The sequence below is a fragment of the Nannocystis pusilla genome (assembly GCF_026626665.1).
Classification (GTDB): Bacteria; Myxococcota_A; Polyangia; order Nannocystales; family Nannocystaceae; genus Nannocystis; species Nannocystis pusilla.
Window position 1 is genome coordinate 3685273 of sequence record NZ_JAPNKE010000002.1, and the last position, 15830, is coordinate 3701102.

The 15830-nt window shown below is 69.7% G+C and carries 19 protein-coding genes and 2 pseudogenes; 16 read left to right on the top strand and 5 right to left on the bottom strand.

Annotation, left to right across the window (positions count from 1 at the left end):
• Window positions 1-222 precede the first annotated feature (222 nt).
• Window positions 223-615, top strand: a complete 393-nt coding sequence (locus OV079_RS16140) for a hypothetical protein (RefSeq protein WP_267769586.1) — start codon at window positions 223-225, stop codon at window positions 613-615.
• A complete protein-coding gene (locus OV079_RS16145) occupies window positions 612-821 on the top strand; it encodes a hypothetical protein (protein WP_267769588.1) in 210 nt (69 codons plus the stop codon). The genes OV079_RS16140 and OV079_RS16145 overlap by 4 nt, the downstream gene beginning before the upstream one ends.
• Here the strand turns inward: OV079_RS16145 and OV079_RS16150 are convergent.
• On the bottom strand, window positions 811-1104 hold the full coding sequence (locus tag OV079_RS16150) for a hypothetical protein (RefSeq protein WP_267769591.1): 294 nt from the start codon (window positions 1102-1104) through the stop codon (window positions 811-813). The two genes, OV079_RS16145 and OV079_RS16150, sit on opposite strands and share 11 nt — an antisense overlap.
• Before the next feature lie 198 nt (window positions 1105-1302).
• Window positions 1303-2526 (bottom strand): IS110 family RNA-guided transposase, encoded by a 1224-nt coding sequence (locus OV079_RS16155; RefSeq protein WP_267769593.1) that lies wholly within the window; start codon window positions 2524-2526, stop codon window positions 1303-1305.
• A 690-nt stretch (window positions 2527-3216) separates the two neighbouring features.
• Here OV079_RS16155 and OV079_RS16160 point away from each other — a divergent pair.
• The 11 genes and pseudogenes from OV079_RS16160 to OV079_RS16210 all read left to right on the top strand — a co-directional run bounded on the left by OV079_RS16160 (window position 3217) and on the right by OV079_RS16210 (window position 13130).
• The gene (locus OV079_RS16160) at window positions 3217-3786 is read left to right on the top strand and encodes a hypothetical protein (RefSeq protein WP_267769594.1); all 570 of its coding nucleotides are present in this window, start codon (window positions 3217-3219) and stop codon (window positions 3784-3786) included.
• A 1-nt stretch (window position 3787) separates the two neighbouring features.
• A complete protein-coding gene (locus tag OV079_RS16165) occupies window positions 3788-3976 on the top strand; it encodes a hypothetical protein (protein WP_267769596.1) in 189 nt (62 codons plus the stop codon).
• A gap of 75 nt (window positions 3977-4051) precedes the next feature.
• On the top strand, window positions 4052-7495 hold the full coding sequence (locus OV079_RS16170; protein WP_267769598.1) for an nSTAND1 domain-containing NTPase: 3444 nt from the start codon (window positions 4052-4054) through the stop codon (window positions 7493-7495).
• Between the two features lie 445 nt (window positions 7496-7940).
• Complete coding sequence (locus tag OV079_RS16175; protein WP_267769600.1) at window positions 7941-8552, top strand: tetratricopeptide repeat protein; 612 nt, start codon at window positions 7941-7943, stop codon at window positions 8550-8552.
• Between the two features lie 390 nt (window positions 8553-8942).
• Window positions 8943-9239: pseudogene (locus tag OV079_RS16180) on the top strand (SIR2 family protein); the annotation flags it as partial.
• Window positions 9239-9421 carry a hypothetical protein gene (locus OV079_RS16185; RefSeq protein ID WP_267769602.1) on the top strand — a complete coding sequence of 61 codons (183 nt, stop codon included), beginning with the start codon at window positions 9239-9241 and terminating at the stop codon, window positions 9419-9421. The pseudogene OV079_RS16180 and the gene OV079_RS16185, both read left to right, overlap by 1 nt.
• Before the next feature lie 1312 nt (window positions 9422-10733).
• Complete coding sequence (locus OV079_RS16190; protein ID WP_267769603.1) at window positions 10734-11027, top strand: hypothetical protein; 294 nt, start codon at window positions 10734-10736, stop codon at window positions 11025-11027.
• 14 nt (window positions 11028-11041) lie between these two features.
• Window positions 11042-11602: a hypothetical protein gene (locus OV079_RS16195; RefSeq protein ID WP_267769604.1), complete on the top strand. Its 561-nt coding sequence runs from the start codon at window positions 11042-11044 to the stop codon at window positions 11600-11602.
• 219 nt (window positions 11603-11821) lie between these two features.
• Window positions 11822-12316, top strand: coding sequence for a hypothetical protein (locus OV079_RS16200; RefSeq protein ID WP_267769605.1), 495 nt, complete (start codon window positions 11822-11824; stop codon window positions 12314-12316).
• Entirely contained in the window at window positions 12313-12726 is a 414-nt protein-coding gene (locus tag OV079_RS16205; RefSeq protein WP_267769606.1) for a leucine-rich repeat domain-containing protein, read from the top strand. The genes OV079_RS16200 and OV079_RS16205 overlap by 4 nt, the downstream gene beginning before the upstream one ends.
• Before the next feature lie 182 nt (window positions 12727-12908).
• Window positions 12909-13130, top strand: a complete 222-nt coding sequence (locus OV079_RS16210; RefSeq protein ID WP_267769607.1) for a hypothetical protein — start codon at window positions 12909-12911, stop codon at window positions 13128-13130.
• A gap of 26 nt (window positions 13131-13156) precedes the next feature.
• Here OV079_RS16210 and OV079_RS16215 read toward each other — a convergent pair whose 3' ends face one another.
• Genes OV079_RS16215 through OV079_RS16225 form a run of 3 tightly spaced genes read right to left on the bottom strand, consistent with a single transcriptional unit; the run spans window position 13157 to window position 13872 of the window.
• Complete coding sequence (locus OV079_RS16215; protein WP_267769608.1) at window positions 13157-13330, bottom strand: hypothetical protein; 174 nt, start codon at window positions 13328-13330, stop codon at window positions 13157-13159.
• On the bottom strand, window positions 13327-13641 hold the full coding sequence (locus OV079_RS16220) for a hypothetical protein (protein ID WP_267769609.1): 315 nt from the start codon (window positions 13639-13641) through the stop codon (window positions 13327-13329). Before OV079_RS16220 ends, OV079_RS16215 begins: the two co-directional genes overlap by 4 nt.
• 9 nt (window positions 13642-13650) lie before the next feature.
• The gene (locus OV079_RS16225) at window positions 13651-13872 is read right to left on the bottom strand and encodes a hypothetical protein (protein WP_267769610.1); all 222 of its coding nucleotides are present in this window, start codon (window positions 13870-13872) and stop codon (window positions 13651-13653) included.
• A 126-nt stretch (window positions 13873-13998) separates the two neighbouring features.
• On the opposite strand from OV079_RS16225, the pseudogene OV079_RS58010 reads away from it, so the two are divergent.
• The 3 genes and pseudogenes from OV079_RS58010 to OV079_RS16230 all read left to right on the top strand — a co-directional run.
• Window positions 13999-14211 (top strand): annotated as a pseudogene (locus OV079_RS58010) (sigma factor); the annotation flags it as partial.
• Between the two features lie 86 nt (window positions 14212-14297).
• Entirely contained in the window at window positions 14298-14597 is a 300-nt protein-coding gene (locus tag OV079_RS58015; RefSeq protein WP_420829522.1) for an RNA polymerase sigma factor, read from the top strand.
• Between the two features lie 170 nt (window positions 14598-14767).
• On the top strand, window positions 14768-15823 hold the full coding sequence (locus OV079_RS16230; RefSeq protein ID WP_267769612.1) for a carboxypeptidase-like regulatory domain-containing protein: 1056 nt from the start codon (window positions 14768-14770) through the stop codon (window positions 15821-15823).
• Window positions 15824-15830: the final 7 nt, after the last annotated feature.

The following is a 15830-nucleotide window of genomic DNA, read 5'->3' on the forward strand; positions in this document are numbered from 1 at the left end:
TCGCTCGGCGGCGTGGAGGTCAAAGCTCTCGAGGACGATCGGGGTCAGCAGCTTCTCGGTCATGCAAACCAAGACTCTTGAGCAAGCCGACCGATTCGGGTGAGCGGCGCGCGAACGCTCACGAACTCGGGCGGCATCGAGCATCGCCGCCAGAACGAGAGGTCTCTCATCTGCAGACAGCCCCCCACATCCGAGGGGGAAATCCCTATCATCGCCGGCCGGATGTTCGACGAGGAGGCTGAAGTACGACTCGGCTTGGGACAACGCGTGCTGCTGGTGCGGCGCACGGCGCTCCATCGGCCCTCCTCGAACGGTTCGGTTGAAATCCGCCGCAACCGAGAGGTGATCTCTGTGGCGTCGCATCGGGTGCATGCGATCACGCCGACCCTGGCTGTGTCGCTCGCCCGAGAACTGCTGCGCCCCGACGTGATGGGCTTCGGCACGGGTTTCTTGGGGGACCTGACCATGCGGTACGGCTTCGATCGACGGCAGCAGGGTCTCGAGCATCTCCTGACTAGCTCCTTCCTGATGATCGAGCTCGAGGACGAGCGCGGGCGATGGGGGGTCCTGCGGTTCAGACGCGGCGGCAGGAAGCAGAGCCCGAGATCCGCATGAAGCCGCTGACTTGGGTCGCGTTGAGCGTCGTGGACGACGAAGAACCTGCGCGGCCGCTGCCAAAGCTGCGCTTCCAGATGCGCTTGCCGGACGGTTCTACTCGGACCGGTGCACTCGATGGGCAAGGCTACGTCCTTGTCGAGGACATCGACCCGGGTCGGTGCTGGGTCGAGCTCAAGGACATTCGGCGAGGCTTCACACGATGACCGCGCGCACGATCAAAGTCCGGGCGCGCCTCGACGGTTCGCTCGACTTGTTCCCTCTCGACACCGGCGCCGAGACTCGGATCGTCGTGCAGCGCCCCAACTGCACATCCTCGAGGTCGCGCGGTTCTCGTTCTTCGAGGACCGCGAGATCTTGCTGCCGGACGTCGAGCGCCTGGCACCCGACGAGCCCGGTCCTGATCGGGTCCCGGGCATCGAGGTCGCCGCCGCAGCTCTGCGGTTTCTCTACGAGCACCAGGACAAGAAGCTGCTCGTCGTGGGGCACACCGACACTGTCGGCTCCAAGAAGGACAACAAGACGCTGTCCGAGGACCGGGCCAAGAACGTCTGGTTCTACCTCTCCGGCGACATCGACGGCTGGGCGGCGCACTCTCTCAAGAAACGGCCCTCTCCGCGCGGCCTGGGCCTGGGTTCACGGGACGTCTGTTCGTCGCGCGGCCCGGGCTTTGCGGGGGCGGGGTTGTCAGGCCGCCGGGCGCATCTCGACCTCGTAGCCGAGGTCGCGGATGCGGCGAACGAGGCGGGACGCAGCGCGCTCGCGGTCGTGGCGGTTGAAATGTTCGGCGCCGAGGTCGCGGTAAGGTTCCCCGTCACGGAGCATCCCGTGGACCGCGGTGAGGATCGCGGCGGCGACGGCGGCGATCGCCTTCTTCTTGCCCTGTCGCGCTCGGACGCGATGAAAGAGCGCGCAGAGGTAGCCTTCCTTGCGGATGCCGGACCATGCGCTTTGGATGAGGATCGTCTTGAGCCACGCATTGCCCTTGCGCATGCGGTTGGAGCGGCGCTTGCCGGCGCTCTCGTCCATGCGGGGGCACAGGCCTGCCCACGAGCGCAGATGGCCTGCGGAACGGAAGCGGCTCATATCGACGCCGACCTCGGCGATGATGGTCTGCGCGGCCGTCGGTCCGACTCCAGGGATCGTCTGGAGTAGCTCGACGGCCTTAGCAAAAGGGCGCAGCTCTTCCTCGATCCGCTTCTCGAGTTCAGCGATCGATGCCTGCAGCGAGTCGATGAGCCGGAGGTGGGTCGAGATGAGCATGCGGTGATGATCGCGCACGCGGCCGCGGAGCGCTTCCATGAGCTTGCCGCGCTTGCCCTTCAGCGTCCCGCGAGCGAGGCCGGCGAGCTTCACGGGATCGGACTCGCCCGCAACCATCGCCTCGAGCATCGCCCGCCCGCTCTTGCCGAGAATGTTGGAGGCGACCGAGGCGAGCTTGATGTTGCAGGTCTCCAGCACCTTCTGGATCCGCTGTGTATGCTCGACGACCTCGCGCGAGAGCTGCTTGCGCGTCCGGGTCAGATCCCGCAGATCTGCGATCGGCTCGGGGGGCACGAAGCTCGCGCGCACGAGCCCGTGCGCGATCAAGTCCGCGAGCCACATCGCGTCGTTCATGTCGGTCTTGCGACCAGGCACGTTGCGAACCTCGTGCGCGTTCGCCAGCACCAGTTCGACACGACCCGCGAGGAGTTGCCAGACGGGCTTCCAGTACACGCCGGTCGCTTCGATGACTGCGATCGTACAGCCGCTGTCCTCGAGCCAGTCCCCGAGCCGAATCAACTCCGAGGTCATCGTGCCGAAGGTCCGGACCTCCCGGTCGACCTTGTTGCCCTTCATGCGTCGCACGCAGACAACGATGCTGTCCTTGTGGACATCCATGCCTGCACAAGTCCCGTACATCACTTCCATGGCGATCCTCCGTGAAGAACGCCGGCATGAGGGCCCCTAACTCGAAGTCTCTCAAACGCGCTCCAGCAGGTCCAAGGACCTCCTGCTCGCAACCAAGGGTGCTCACGGGCCCTCCGGTCCAACTCAGAAACGGGCTCACCCTGCACCAGTGCGTGAACGACCTCTTCGCCGGCATTCGCGGCGAAATACTCCGCCGCGCGAAACCGCGCAATGCCCGCCAAGGCCCCTCCGGGGGGCCCAGGGCCGTTTCATCCCCGCGGGTCGGCGCCAGCCGGTGGAAACTCAGAGGGTGGCGACACCGCGGGGTAGAGCTCTTTCCAGCGCTTGACCTGCTTGTCAGTCGGCTGTCCCCCTCGACCAATGCCATGCCGGATGCACACGGCTCGCCAGCCTTGGCCGGCTCAGCCTCGGACGCCCGCACTTCTGCCTTGTCTGACCCCACGTCCGGCTGAGACGTTGAAGCCTGGGGTTGCACGGGTGCTTTCTGCGGCTCGCGGCAGGAAACGAGCGAAGTGGACGCCATCAAGGCTATTGAAAAACGAAGTCCTCTCACCGGCCCACATGCTAACCCAGCTTCTGACCGGCACACAGCGTCGACGAAGAGGTGGGACCGTAGCGCGTCGAGCCCGGGCCGGCCTCGCGTCGTATCCTTCGTCGCGCTCGGCGGCGAAGGTAAGACGGCACGACCAAGTGCGCTTTGAGGAGGCGGACGTTGAGGAGCAGGGCGGGCATGCGTTCCTGGTAATGGACCGCTACGTGGCATGGTTCGAGGCCGACGAGGCGGGCCGGCAGGCGATGGCGCTGCTCCGTCTGATGGGCCTCTTCGATCGGCCGGCGGCCGACCCTGTCTTCACATCGCTGCTGGCGGAGCCTGTTATCGTAGGGTGGACCGAGGCAGCGGCCGGCCTGAGCGAGGTGCAGCGCAACGTGGCGCTCAAGCGCTTGAAGGCCGTGCAGTTGCTGACTGTGGAGCGCGAGGGCCAGACGCAAGTCGCCTACGACGCCCACCCGCTGGTGCGCGAATACTTCGCCCAGCGGCTTCAGGAGACCCGCGGCGAGGCGTGGCGGGCGGGGCACCGCCGGCTCTTCGAGTATCTGCGTGCCTCGGTGGCACCAACCGGCGACCCTCAAGGGGCTGCAGCCGCTCTACCAGGCGGTGGCTCACGGCTGCTTGGCGGGGCTGGACCGCGCGGCCTGCGACGAGGTGCACAACGACCGCATTCTCCGCGGGACGGGCCCTGGCGGCTTCTACAGCGTTAAAATGCTCGGTGCGATCGGTGTCTCGCTGGGCGCGGTCGCCAGCTTCTTCGACCCGCCGTGGCGCCGCCCGAGTCCGTCGCTTGAATCGGCTGCTCGGGGTGAGCTCGGGCGCGCCAATGTGCTCGCCGTCCCCCGCGGCGATGCAGATAGGCCGGACATCCACGCCACACACGTTGGCATCCTCATCTGAAGAGGAGAAGGAAGGCCCATCCACTTGTGAGATGCGGCACACTCGCCGTGGCGTTATGATGATGCGCCCGCGTCCATGGCCACAGAGCAGCAGCTCGCCCTTGTCGATGCGCTCGAGCGCCACAAGCTGCTCGTGTGCGTCGGGCCGCTCGTGCCGATGGCGGCCGGGCTGCCGGGACTCCGCGATCTGATCGAGCGCTGTCGACTGCGGCTCGTGGAGCTCGGGCACCACGAGCCGGACCTATCGGGGTCCTTCGCGGACGCGCTCGAGCACGCTGAGCGTCTAATCGGCAGCGCCCCGTTCACGAGCCTCGTGCGTGCGGCCTGGGAGCCCGTGGTGCCGGTACCGGTGCCGGCGTCGGCGCAGGCGTTGGTCGGGTTGTCGACAGGCCTGAACGCGCTCGTCACCACCAACCTCGACCGACTGCTCGAGCGTGCCTTCGAGGGCCGCTGGCACACCATCGAGGAGTTCACTCCGGACCTGGCCAAACGGACACGTGTGATCTTCAAGGTCCGCGGGACAGTCGGCCAGTCGACCACGTGGAGGCTGACGGCTCGGCAGCAAGCCAACGACCACCTCGCCGACGCTCCGCGCCGGCACGCGTTGGCGGCGCTGCTGCGGAACCATGTCGTGCTGTTTGTCGGCTTCGCGCCGGACGACGAGGCACTCTCAGAGTTACTCGACGTCCGCGGGCATCCGGTCGCCGACGAGCGCCGTCGAGCGACTGAGACCTCGCACCCCGACGTCGCGCTGGTGCCCGCAGCGACCCTGCGCGAGCGGGCCGCGCTCGGCGCTCGCGGCGTCGAGGTGGTGCCCCTCGCCGGCGAGTACGACGCCGCGGCCGCGGCCTACCTGCAGACGCTCGCCGACGAACTCGGGCGCCGCACCCATCGGCCCGTACCGACCGTGGCGGCCGAAGTCGACGCGGCCGAGCCGGACGAGGAGAACCCGTACCCCGGCCTTCAACCCTTCACCGCCAGAAACCGCCGCTACTTCTTCGGCCGCGAGGAGGACCTGTCGCGCGTGGTTGCCCAACTCGGGCAGACCGGCAGGACCTCGCACTCGTGGCTGCTGGTCGACGGACCGAGTGGGGTCGGCAAGTCATCGCTGCTGCAGGCGGGCCTGTTGCCGGCGCTGGAGCAAGGCGAGCTGCAAATCCTGGCCGTGCCGCGGGCCTGGCGAACCGTCACCCTGCGACCCGGCCCCGCACCGGTGGTCGAGCTCGCCAACCAGTTCCATCGCGCGCTCATCGGCGACGGCCTATGCGACCTGACGGCAAGCGCGCTCGGGGCCGCGGTCCAGCACCGGGCCGCGGCGCTCGTTGAGTTCGTCGCGGCGTGCCTGCCCGCGAGCGACGGCCTCGTGCTGCTCGTCGACCAGCTTGAGGAGGCCCTGCTCGTACCCGACGCCGGCGCACGCGAGGGCTTCGCCGCGGCGCTTGCCGAGTTGCTCATGCGCTCGCCCCGACCGCTGCTGCTCATCACCGCGCTGCGCAGCGACTTCTTGGGCGACCTGCCGCGCCTGCCGGCCCTGTACGAGCGCATAACGAGCACGAGCCCGCCGGCTCGCTACACCCTGGCGACATTGAGGTCGGCGCAGCTCGCCGCGGCGATCGAGCACCCAGCCCGCAAGGCGCGCGCTGAGCTCGAGCCGGGCCTCGCCGCGCGCGTCCTCGCCGACGCCGGAAACATCGAGCGCGGCGGAGGTGAAGACGCGACGCCCGAGACGGCCCTGCCGCTGGTCGCCGCGGTAATGACGAGCCTGTACGACCAGCGCGCCGGACGGCACCTGACCCACGCGCAATACGAGGCGCTTGGCGGCGTCGCCGGCGCACTGACCGGGCGTGCCGACGAGGCCCTCGTACCGCTGCGCTCGAGGGTTGCCGAGGCCGAGCTGTGGACCTTCTTCCGCCAATTCGTTGCGGCCGACTCGCAGGGACGTATGACCCGGCGCTCGGTGCCGCGGACCGACGCCCTGACCCCGCTCGGTGGTGGCCTGGCTGCCGAGAACCTGCTCGCCCACCTGACCGGCAGCGCGCGGTCGATGCGGCTAATCATCGTCCGCGCCGAGGGCGACGGCCGGCGCGTCGACCTCGCCCATGACGCGCTCTTACGGAATTGGAAATGGCTGCGCGACCACATCGACCGCGACCGTGTTGAGGTGCTGCGGGAGTCGGAGCTCGCGCAGGCTGCCGCGCGTTGGGACCGACTCGGCCGCCCCCGCGACGGCCTGCCGAGCGGCGCCGAGGCAAAGTATTTCCTGCGCGCTAGCACCGTTGCCGGTTCGCTGCCGAGGGCATATCAAGACGCCCTGCGCGCGCACATGCGACGGCGCCGTCGCGCTGGTCTTGCGGTCATCGCCGTGCTGGCAAGCGGCGTGTTGACGTTGGCCGGGGTCAGCGTCTACGCGTGGAAGCAGCGCGGCGAGACACTGGCGAAGACACAGCTCGCCGAGGAGTGGCTCGACGCAGCGAACTCCATCTCCCTGGAGGAGCGCGGGAGCATGGAGGAGAGCGCGGGCAACCTCGCCGCCGCCCGCGGCCACTTCGAACGTTCCGTCAAGGCACGCGAACTGCTGGCTGCCGCCGACCCGACCGGCGCCCAGGCCCAGCGCGCTCTCTCCATCGCCCTGGAGAGGCTTGGGAACCTGGAAGTGCAGGCGGGCAACCTCGTAGCCGCCCGCGGCTACTTCGAGCGTTCCGTCAAGGCCCGCGAAGTGCTGGCCACCACCGACCCGACCAGCAATCGGGTTCAGAGCGACCTCTCTGAATCTCTGGAGAGGCTCGGGGACGTGGAGGTGCAGGCGGGCAACCTTATCGCCGCACGCGGCCTCTTCGAACGGTCCGTCAAGGCCCGCGAGATGCAGGCTGCCGATCTGACCGGTATCCAGGACCAGTTCGAGTTCCAGTGGGCCTTGGGCGGCCTCTCCATCTCCCTGCTCAAGCTCGGGGAGGTGGAGGTACAGGCGGGCAACCTCGTCGCCGCCCGCGGCCACTTCGACCGTTCCCTCAAGATCGCCGAAGCGGTGGCCGCCGCCGACCCGATCCTGGGCCAGTCGGCCGCCCAGCGCGACCTCTCCGTTGCCCTGGAGAGGCTTGGAAACCTGGAGGTACAGGTGGAAACCTGGCCGCCGCTCGCGGTCACTTCGACCGCTCCCTCAAGATCAGCGATGCGCTGGCCGCCGCCGACCCGACCAGCACCGAGGCGCAGCGCGACCTCTTCATCTCTCTGGATAAGCTCGGGGACGTGGAAGTGCAGGCGGGCAACCTCGCTGCCGCCCGTGGCCACTTCGACCGTCTCCTCAAGATCGCCGAAGCGCTGGCTGCCGCCGACCCGACCAGCACCCAGCCCCAACGCGACCTCTCCGTTGCCCTGGAGAGGCTTGGGAACCTGGAGGTACAGGCGGGCAACCTCGCCGCCGCTCGCGGCCACGTCGACCGCTCTCTCAAGATCGGCGAAGCGCTGGCCGTCGCCGACCCGACCAGCACCCAGGCCCAGCGCGACCTCTCCGTCTCTCTGATCAAGCTCGGGAAGGTGGAAGTGCAGGCGGGCAACCTCGCTGCCGCCCGCGGCCACTTCGACCGTTTTTTCCAGATCGCCGAAGCGCTGGCCGCCGCCAACCCGACCAGCAGCCAGGCCCAGCGCGACCTCTCCGTCTCTCTGATCGAGCTCGGGGATGTGGAAGTGCAGGCGGGCAACCTCGCTGCCGCTCGCGGCCACTTCGACCGCTCCCTCAAGATCGACGAAGTGCTGGCCGCCGTCGACCCGACCAGCACCAAGGCCCAGCGCGACCTCTCCGTCTCCTTGACGAGGCTCGGGGACGTGGAAGAGAAGGCGGGCAACCTCGCTGCCGCCCGCGGCCACTTCGACCGCTCCCTCAAGTCTACGAAGCGCTGGCCGCCGTGGACCCGACCAGCACCCAGGCCCAGCGCGACCTCTCCGTCTCCCTGGAGTGGCTCGGGGACGTGGAAGTGCAGGCGGGCAATCTCGCTGCCGCCCGCGGCCACTTCGACCGCTCCCTCAAGGCCCGCGAAGCGCTGGCCGCCGTGGACCCGACCAGCACCCAGGCCCAGCGCGCCATCTCCGTCTCCCTGATGAAGCTCGGGGACGTGGAAATGCAGGCGGGCAACCTCGCTGCCGCCCGCGGCCACTTCGACCGCTCCCTCAAGGGAGCCGAAGCGCTGGCTGCCGCCGATCCGAACAGTGCCCAGGCCCAGCGCGACCTCTCCGTCCCCCTAGAAAAGCTCGGGGACGTGGAGGTACAGGCAGGCAACCTCGCCGCCGCCCGCGGCCACTTCGACCGTTCCCTCAAGATCGCCGAAGCGCTGGCCGCCGCCGACCCGACCAGCGCCCAGGCCGTGTTTGATGTTGTTCTCTTGCATCTCCGCTTCATGGAGATCACCCTACGCGAACAAAACCCGGCGTCCCTTCGAACACACCTCCAGACCGCAAAAACACTGCTCGCCGAGATGGACCGCCGCGGCCAGGTCGCAGGCTTTGCCCAGCGCGAGCAGCTTCGTACACTCCTCCAGAATCTACAAGCCGAACTCGACGGCCCTCTCAAACCCCAAAGATGAGCCCCCGATGTCCTCGCTGCTCGCCGACCTCCGCGCCCGTTACCTCGAAGGCCGTCTCGTCGTGTTCGCTGGAGCCGGTGTCTCGCACGCGGGCGGCCTCCCCTCCTGGGCCGGCCTGATCCGGTACCTCCTCGCCGAGGCGCGCGCCCTGGCCTCGCCCACGGAGGCGCACGCACTCGGCGAGGCTGACGCTGCGCTCGCCCGCGAGGATTTGATCCGCGCCCTGAGCGTTGTCCAGACGACGATGACCAGCGCTGCTTACGGCCGTGCCGTCTCCCGCGCCCTCGACGACAGCCGCCTCCCCGCCCCGCCGCTCGCTCGGGCGCTCGCCGGGCTCGCGCCGATGCTGCACGCGGTCGTCACCACCAACCTCGATCGCTTCTCGATCGCGCCTTCGCCGGCGAGTGGCCGAGCTTCTCCCTGCCACACCTCAATCTTGGCCAGCAACGGCATTACATCCTTCAACTCCACGGCACCCGCACAGACCGCAGCTCGTGGGTGCTCGGCGAGCGCGAGTACGAGGATTTGCTGCACGGCCGTCCCGAACTGCGGCGCTTCGTCGAGGGGCTGTTTCGCTTCCATCCGCTGCTGTTCGTCGGCTACGGTCTGCGCGACCCCGACTTCGACCATCTGTGCGGGCAGCTCGAGTGTTCGCCCGCGGCCAGGCGCCGCAGCACTTCGCGCTGATGCCGGAGGGCAAGTTCGGCCCGTACGAGCGCCGCCGACTCGCCGAGGCCGGCATCGAGCTCATCACCTACGCCAACCCTGAAGGCACGCACGCAGCGCTGCTGCAGCTGCTCACGAACCTCGCCGCCGCCCAACCCGGCACCGCGGGTGTGGTACCGCCGGATTCCGCGAGGCTCTGTTGAGGCCGACACCTGGCGCCCGACGGCTTCGCGGCGACGGCCTTGCAACGCCCAGCCGGTCGCTCGTGAGGAGTTCCACCGCCTGCTCGCCGCAGAACTCGGCTTGCAGTCGTGGGCGGACGGGCGCGGCGGGACGACCGGCACACGTGGGCAGCGGTCGGCCTGCTGCGCGCTGGGATCGTGCGTGACACGGTGGTGGGTGTGCCGGCGCCGACGTGTGCATGGTGCTCCTGAACCTGGAGCGTCTCCACCATCTCTCCACGACACAGGTCGACGCCCGCGATCCATGGGGACTCGCGGGCGTTCAGAAGGTGAGCGAATTCGTGAACAGATACGCGGGTTTCGGCGATTTGCGAGTGCGATCAACGGGTTGAGAAATCCGCGTAGTTACTGCTTCATGCAATAGCCGCCGATCCCTCGATCGCGCTCGCAAGCCGCCCCGAGCCTCCGTCCAGGGCCAGAGGATTCGGCCGATGCACGAGAGCCCGCGGACTCGCGGGCTTCGACCTGCGTCCGCGGCTTCGAGCCGAAGCAGCACGAACGAACTGGCGCGCGAGATCCATGAGCGCCGAGGCCATCCCGTGACTCTCACCAGGAAATTTCGGCTCCGCGTCGGGGGCGCAATCGGCACGCATCCCGGGCCCGTTCGCTCGCTTGCGCCGAGCCCGCTTCATTGCACGCTGAGCTGGCTGGAGGGCGACACGACCGCCCCCCGTCCGATTTGCGATGACCTTGCCTCGGGGCGACTTCCGTCCAGGCTCGCCGCGATGTCCCTCCCCGCCTTACCTCCTCTCCGTTCGACCGCGACGCCTCTGGCGCTCGCGGCGGCCTGTCTGGTCGCCATGGCCTCCCATGTCGCCACGGGCGCTGCGCCGCACGCCGAGGCGACTGCGACTCCAGAGTGCGCCCCGATCCTGTCGCGCCTCTCGCACGCCGCAGCGAATCTCGGTTACGGCATCAGCGCCGAAGCGTTCGGGCTGGCGGGGAGCAGAGGGCCGAGCCGTCTTCAAGCGACGTGCTCCGCGGAGCGGGTCACGATCGAGCTCACGGAAGAATCCGGCTCCTTGGTGAGCATCCACCTCGGCCGCGAGCTCGACCCGCCATTCACGCTGGAGCTCATCGGCCGATTCCCGGGCGCGGGTAACGTCTCGCACACTGCGGTCCTCGGAGACATCACAGCAGCCGCGTCGAGTGGATATCTCGCCTTCTCTGCCGACACACCTGGGGGTGGGCGTTCGTCGAGTTCGACCTGGCGGGCGAGGTCTTGGCGGAGGGCGGGGAGCCGGCGGCAGTGAACCAGGGGCTGGGAACGACGTTGAGCACGTCCGCGACGTGGAAGGATGCCCACGCCCTGAAGCTCGCGCTCGCGGGCTCATGGGACGCCGGAGCAGGTCAGCCCGGGGACGCGGCGCTCGCGGTCGCGGTCCCCAATCCTCGCGCGTACGGCATCAAGAAGAGCATCATCGGCCAGGCGCTGGCCTGCGGCGCGGCGGCCCTCACGTGCACGGCCGCCGTGACGTGGTTCCCCCCGGCCGGGGGTTCGTGCGTCGGACAGAGCTCGATCTGCGCCCTGTCGATCGGCTGCGCCATCACATCCTGCGCCGACTGATCGGAGCTCCCGTCGTGCCCGCTCTCCCCGCTCGCCGCACCCTCCTGGACCGCCCGCAGCGCCTCGGCTTCCTGCCGACCCTTTGGTTCTGGAACGATCGCGAGCGACAGCGCCTCCTGATGCCGCTCATCGTCATGATCGCGCTGCCGCTGACGCCTCTCCTCTTTTTCCTCATGGTGTGGTTGCAGTTACCCATGTGGACCCTGCTCCTCGCGGGAACCGTGTGGCCGCAACTGGTGTGCGGCCTCGTCGAACGGCGCATTCGTGGCGAGCTCCGTCGTCGAGCGCTCGACGCGAATCTTCACGCGCTCGCGCCGTTACCCGCGGAGCCGCTGCGGTCGAGCGAGCTCGCGTTCATCCTGTTGGCCGGCCTCGGGGCCCTCGCAAGCACCCTCGCGGTCGCTGCGGCCTGGGGCGTGGGGCCGGCGCTCTGGACCGCGCTGGGTCTGGTGGTGGTCCTCGTCAGCGTCTGGGCCGTCTCGCCTCGCCTCTCGCAGCTCGAAGCTCGCGCCCAGGGCGGCCCGGCGCTCGCCGAACCGTCCAGCCCGCGCACCCACCCCGGCGCCCACCGGTGAGGCGCCGAGCGGAGGCCCGGCCCCAGGGTTCGAGCACTGCAGCGTCAGCACGCCTCCAATCGTACGAACCTGCCCGCCCACTCAATCAGGGCTGACCAGGAGCGTCTCTGCGACGTCCCCACGATACCTCGACGACCCCGGGGCAACGACGCTTGCATCAACCCGTGAGCCCCGCCGCGCCCCTGCCCGCCGCGCGTCCGAAGATGATAGGCTGCCCGGATGTCGCCTTCCCGCTGTCCGGACCCCTGCAGGCTCGCCGCGCTGGCCCTGTTCGCCTGCGGCCCGACCCCCGGCAGCGACACGACCACCGACACGAGCACGACGACCGCCACGAGTTCCTCGGAGCCGACCGTCGGCACGACGACGACCGGCACGACGACGACCGGCACGACGATGACCGGCACACCGACGACCAGCCCCGACGGCGACACGGCCGCCGCCACGACCGTCGGCCCGACGACGACCGGCGTGGACCCGGGCACCACGAGTGACACCACCACGACCAGCGACAGCACGACCACCGCCGACGACGACTGCACCATCGTCGAGTTCGCCGAGCCCACGCTCGAGGCCGCCGTGCGCCTAGCCTACGGTCTACCGCCCGGGCCGATCGCCGGCGACGCGCTGACCGGCCCGGGGGGATCGCCGTCACCGAGCTCCAGCATGGCCCGATCGCCGACCTCACCGGGCTGGAGTGTGCGACCGGGGTCGTGAGTCTGACCCTGGTCGGCCACGAGGCCTTGACCGACATCTCCCGGATCGCGGGGCTGACCAAGCTCGAGTGGCTCGAGCTCTCGGAGACCGCGGTCACCGACCTCTCGCCGCTGGCAGAACTGACGGCCCTGAAGAATCTCTACCTCGGCAGCATCCCGGCGACCGACATCAGCCCGCTCGCCGGTCTGTCCGCCCTCGAATCTCTGAGCCTGAGATCCTCGCCGACCACCGACCTCTCGCCCTTGCAGGGCCTCACGGCGCTCAGGCGGCTCGACCTCGGCAATACCCTCCCCCCGACCTCTCCCCGCTCACCGGCCTCGTTACCCTCGAGAACCTCGACCTCGCCCTCTCCGGGGTCACCGACCTCGCGCCGCTCGCCGGCCTGCCGGCGCTCGTCCAGCTCGACCTGACCCACTCCGCGGTCATCGACCTCGGGCCGCTCGCCAGCCTGCCCAAGCTCGAGCGTCTGTTCATCGCCGACACCGAGGTCGCCGACCTGTCCCCTCTGACGGGCCTCCCGATCCTCTACCTGTACGCCCCGTCGTGTGCGATCAGCGACCTGAGCCCGATCGCCAGCTTCCCGCTCCCGGAAGTGATCGACCTCAGGGACAACGCAATCGTCGAGGTCGACGCCCTCGCCGGCGTCGACTGGGTCGCCCCCGAGAATACGTGCGCCATGCTCCTGCTGACTGGCAATCCGCTGTCCGCCGCGGCCAAGCAGCAGCTCCCCGCCATGTGCGACGCCACCGGTGTCAGCTTCCAGGCCAGCGGCCTCGAGTGCATCACCGACGCCTGCATCCCCCCGCCGCCCTGAGCTGCCGTCGAACCCGGACGATCCGCTCAGCCCGCGGCGCCCTGTTGTAGCGCCGCGAGCACCTGTGCCTGTCGCGGCGTCGGCTGAGGCGCCGGAAGCTGCGACCTGGCCAGCCGCTCGACGGCCCACGCGTGCGCGGTCATGCCATTGCGGTCGCGCGCGGTCGGGTCGGCCCCCGCCGCGAGCAGCAGCTCGATCACCGCCACGTCGACATGGCGACCTTGCGGGCGGCGCTCGCGTGCGGAGCGGACGTGAAGGCGTACAACGGGCGGCTGTAGCCGAGCAGGTGACGATTCGGATCGGCCCCGGCGGCCAGCAACAGCTCGGTCATCGCCTCGCGCACAGGCGCGTCGGGCCGCATCGTCGCGGCCCGGATCGGCGCGGTCTCGTATCGGCCGACGCCGTTCGGATCGGCCCCCGCGTCGATCTCCGCACATACGGCCGCGAGGTCCCCGGCTTTGATCGCCCTGAGCAGGCGCAGCACCTTGCGATGGGCCGGAGTCCTCGCCACCCAGAGATCTTACCGCGAGCTGCCGCCGACCTCCTTGATCTGCGCCCCGGCGGCGCTGCCCGACTCGGTCTGCAGCTCGAAATACACCGTGTCGATGCCTGCGCTGGCCCGAGGACCCCGACCCGCGACGCCGCGATCTCCTGAAGCTCTCGCACGGAGCAGCGTGGGCGCCTCGCGCAAGACGGGAATGGGCGGCTCCGGGTCGAAGCGCTCCAGCTCCGGCTCGCACACCAAGGTAAGCCGCGCCCGAACCGCGCACGACCGTCGTGCATCCGGCGGTCGCGCTCGAGGCCGCCGAAAAAATCTACCCTCGCCTTCGCAACACTCGCCCGCGCGGCGGCATACCGGCGGAGAACGATGAACCACTCCGGAGCGACCACCGCCCTCGCGGACATCAAGTGGCTGCAACGCCTCGCCGTCGTCCTCGCACGAGACGCCGACGACGCCGCCGACCTCGTGCAGGACACCCTCGTGACCGCATGGTCCCACCCGCCGGCCGACGACGGCCAGCCGTTGCGCCCGTGGCTGGCGACGGTCCTTCGCAACCGTTTCCGCATGCAGCTGCGCACGCAGGCGCGCCGTGAGCGGCGCGAGCAGGCCGGGGCGTCGACGGGGGCGACCGTCTCCGAGCCCGACCGAGAGTTGCTGCGCCTGAGCTGCTCCGTGTCCTCCTCGCCGAGCTCGAGCGGCTCGCGCCCGAGGACCAGAAGATCCTCGTCCGGAGGTTCTTCGAGGGCGAGAGCGCCGCCGAGATTGCCCGCGGGCTCGCCATCCCTGCGGCGACCGTCCGCTCGCGCCTCCACCGCTCGCTCCAGCGCCTGCGCGCTCGCATGGACGAGCAGTTCGGGGGCGTTCGGCCTGGTGTGTCGTGGTCCTGCCCGTGCCTTCCGGCGCGTCGCTCTCATCTGCGAGCCCGAACAGCTCCACGAGCATCGCTGCGAAAGTCATCCTCGTGACGAGCATCGTCGGTGTGGCCGGCTGGCTCGCACTCACGGAGCCCTCCCCGGCGGGCCCTCCCTCCGCGGGACCGACTAACTCGCGAACCGTCTCGCAGTCTCCGGTCGAGGGACCGGCGAGGACGCCGAACGATCCGCGCCGTGCAGATCGGGCGGCCATTTCCGGCTACGTGCGCGACGCCGCGAAGCGACCGGTTCCGGCCGCGACGGTGTGCGCGGCGTCGTCGTCGGAGGCGCTCGGCGCGTCGGAGCGGCGCGCGAGGCCTTGCACGATCGCAGCGGCGGACGGCTGGTATCGCCTCGACGGCCTGCTGGCAGCGCCGCATCGCGTCACCGCCAGCGCGCCGCATTTCATCCCGCAGGCGCACCGGAGCGGCTCCGGGGCCCTGGCGCGCGAGCTGGTGCCTCTGCGCTCCGGGCAGGAACAGCGCGGCATCGACATCACGCTGCTGCCCGGCGGGGTCAACCTCGTCGGGATCGTGCGCGACCTCGGCGGCGGAGAGGTCGATGGGGCGATCGTCGAAGCGGGCGACGCGGCCGGGCGCTCGGGCGCGGACGGGAGCTTCTCGCTGAGGGTCCGCCCGGGCGAGGTGCTGGTGAGGGCGACGGCGGAGGGCTACGCGGACACGCAGGCCTCCGGGCGCGCACCGGGATTGACGCTCGAGGTCCTCATGACTCCCGAGTCGGTGCTGCTCGGCCGGGTGGTGCGCGCCGACGACGGATCGCCGGTCGCGGGCGCCGAGGTGAGCGCGCTCGACGGCGGCGGCTGGGGTCGCCAGGGACCGGCCTTCACCGACGCCTCCGGAAACTTCAGGATCGACGCGCTGCGACCCGGTGCCTACAAGGCGCGGGCGCTGCATGACGAGGGTCATGGTGCTGCGGCGGCGCTGGTGGTGCTCGGCCTCGGTGAAACCTCCGCGCCGGTGGAGGTTCGCATGCACCCGGCTTTCCTGGTCGAAGGGACAGTCGTGATCGCCGGCGGGGGCACGTGCGATCGTGGCTCGATCATCCTCTCGGATCCCCAAGGTCAGCGTCATGCGGCTATCGCCCCCGACGGCAGGGTGCGGATCCCGGCTGCTGCCCGGGAGTTACAAAGTGGATGTCCGGTGCGAAGGGTTCGTGTCGGCGCCGAGCTACCCGCCCCTGGCGATCGCCGACCGCAGCCTCCGCGAGCTACGGTGGGAGGTCCGACCGGGTCAGGCGATCCGCGGCACGGTCGTCGCTAAGACCAGG

Bases quoted from the DNA above. Each gene is read 5' to 3' on its own strand.
- OV079_RS16170 (WP_267769598.1), top strand. From the start codon at position 4,052: ATGGCCACAGAGCAGCAGCTCGCCCTTGTCGATGCGCTCGAGCGCCAC.
- OV079_RS16165 (WP_267769596.1), top strand. From the start codon at position 3,788: ATGCTCGGTGCGATCGGTGTCTCGCTGGGCGCGGTCGCCAGCTTCTTC.
- OV079_RS16145 (WP_267769588.1), top strand. From the start codon at position 612: ATGAAGCCGCTGACTTGGGTCGCGTTGAGCGTCGTGGACGACGAAGAA.
- OV079_RS16185 (WP_267769602.1), top strand. From the start codon at position 9,239: ATGCCGGAGGGCAAGTTCGGCCCGTACGAGCGCCGCCGACTCGCCGAG.
- OV079_RS16200 (WP_267769605.1), top strand. From the start codon at position 11,822: ATGTCGCCTTCCCGCTGTCCGGACCCCTGCAGGCTCGCCGCGCTGGCC.
- OV079_RS16140 (WP_267769586.1), top strand. From the start codon at position 223: ATGTTCGACGAGGAGGCTGAAGTACGACTCGGCTTGGGACAACGCGTG.
- OV079_RS16155 (WP_267769593.1), bottom strand. From the start codon at position 2,526: ATGGAAGTGATGTACGGGACTTGTGCAGGCATGGATGTCCACAAGGAC.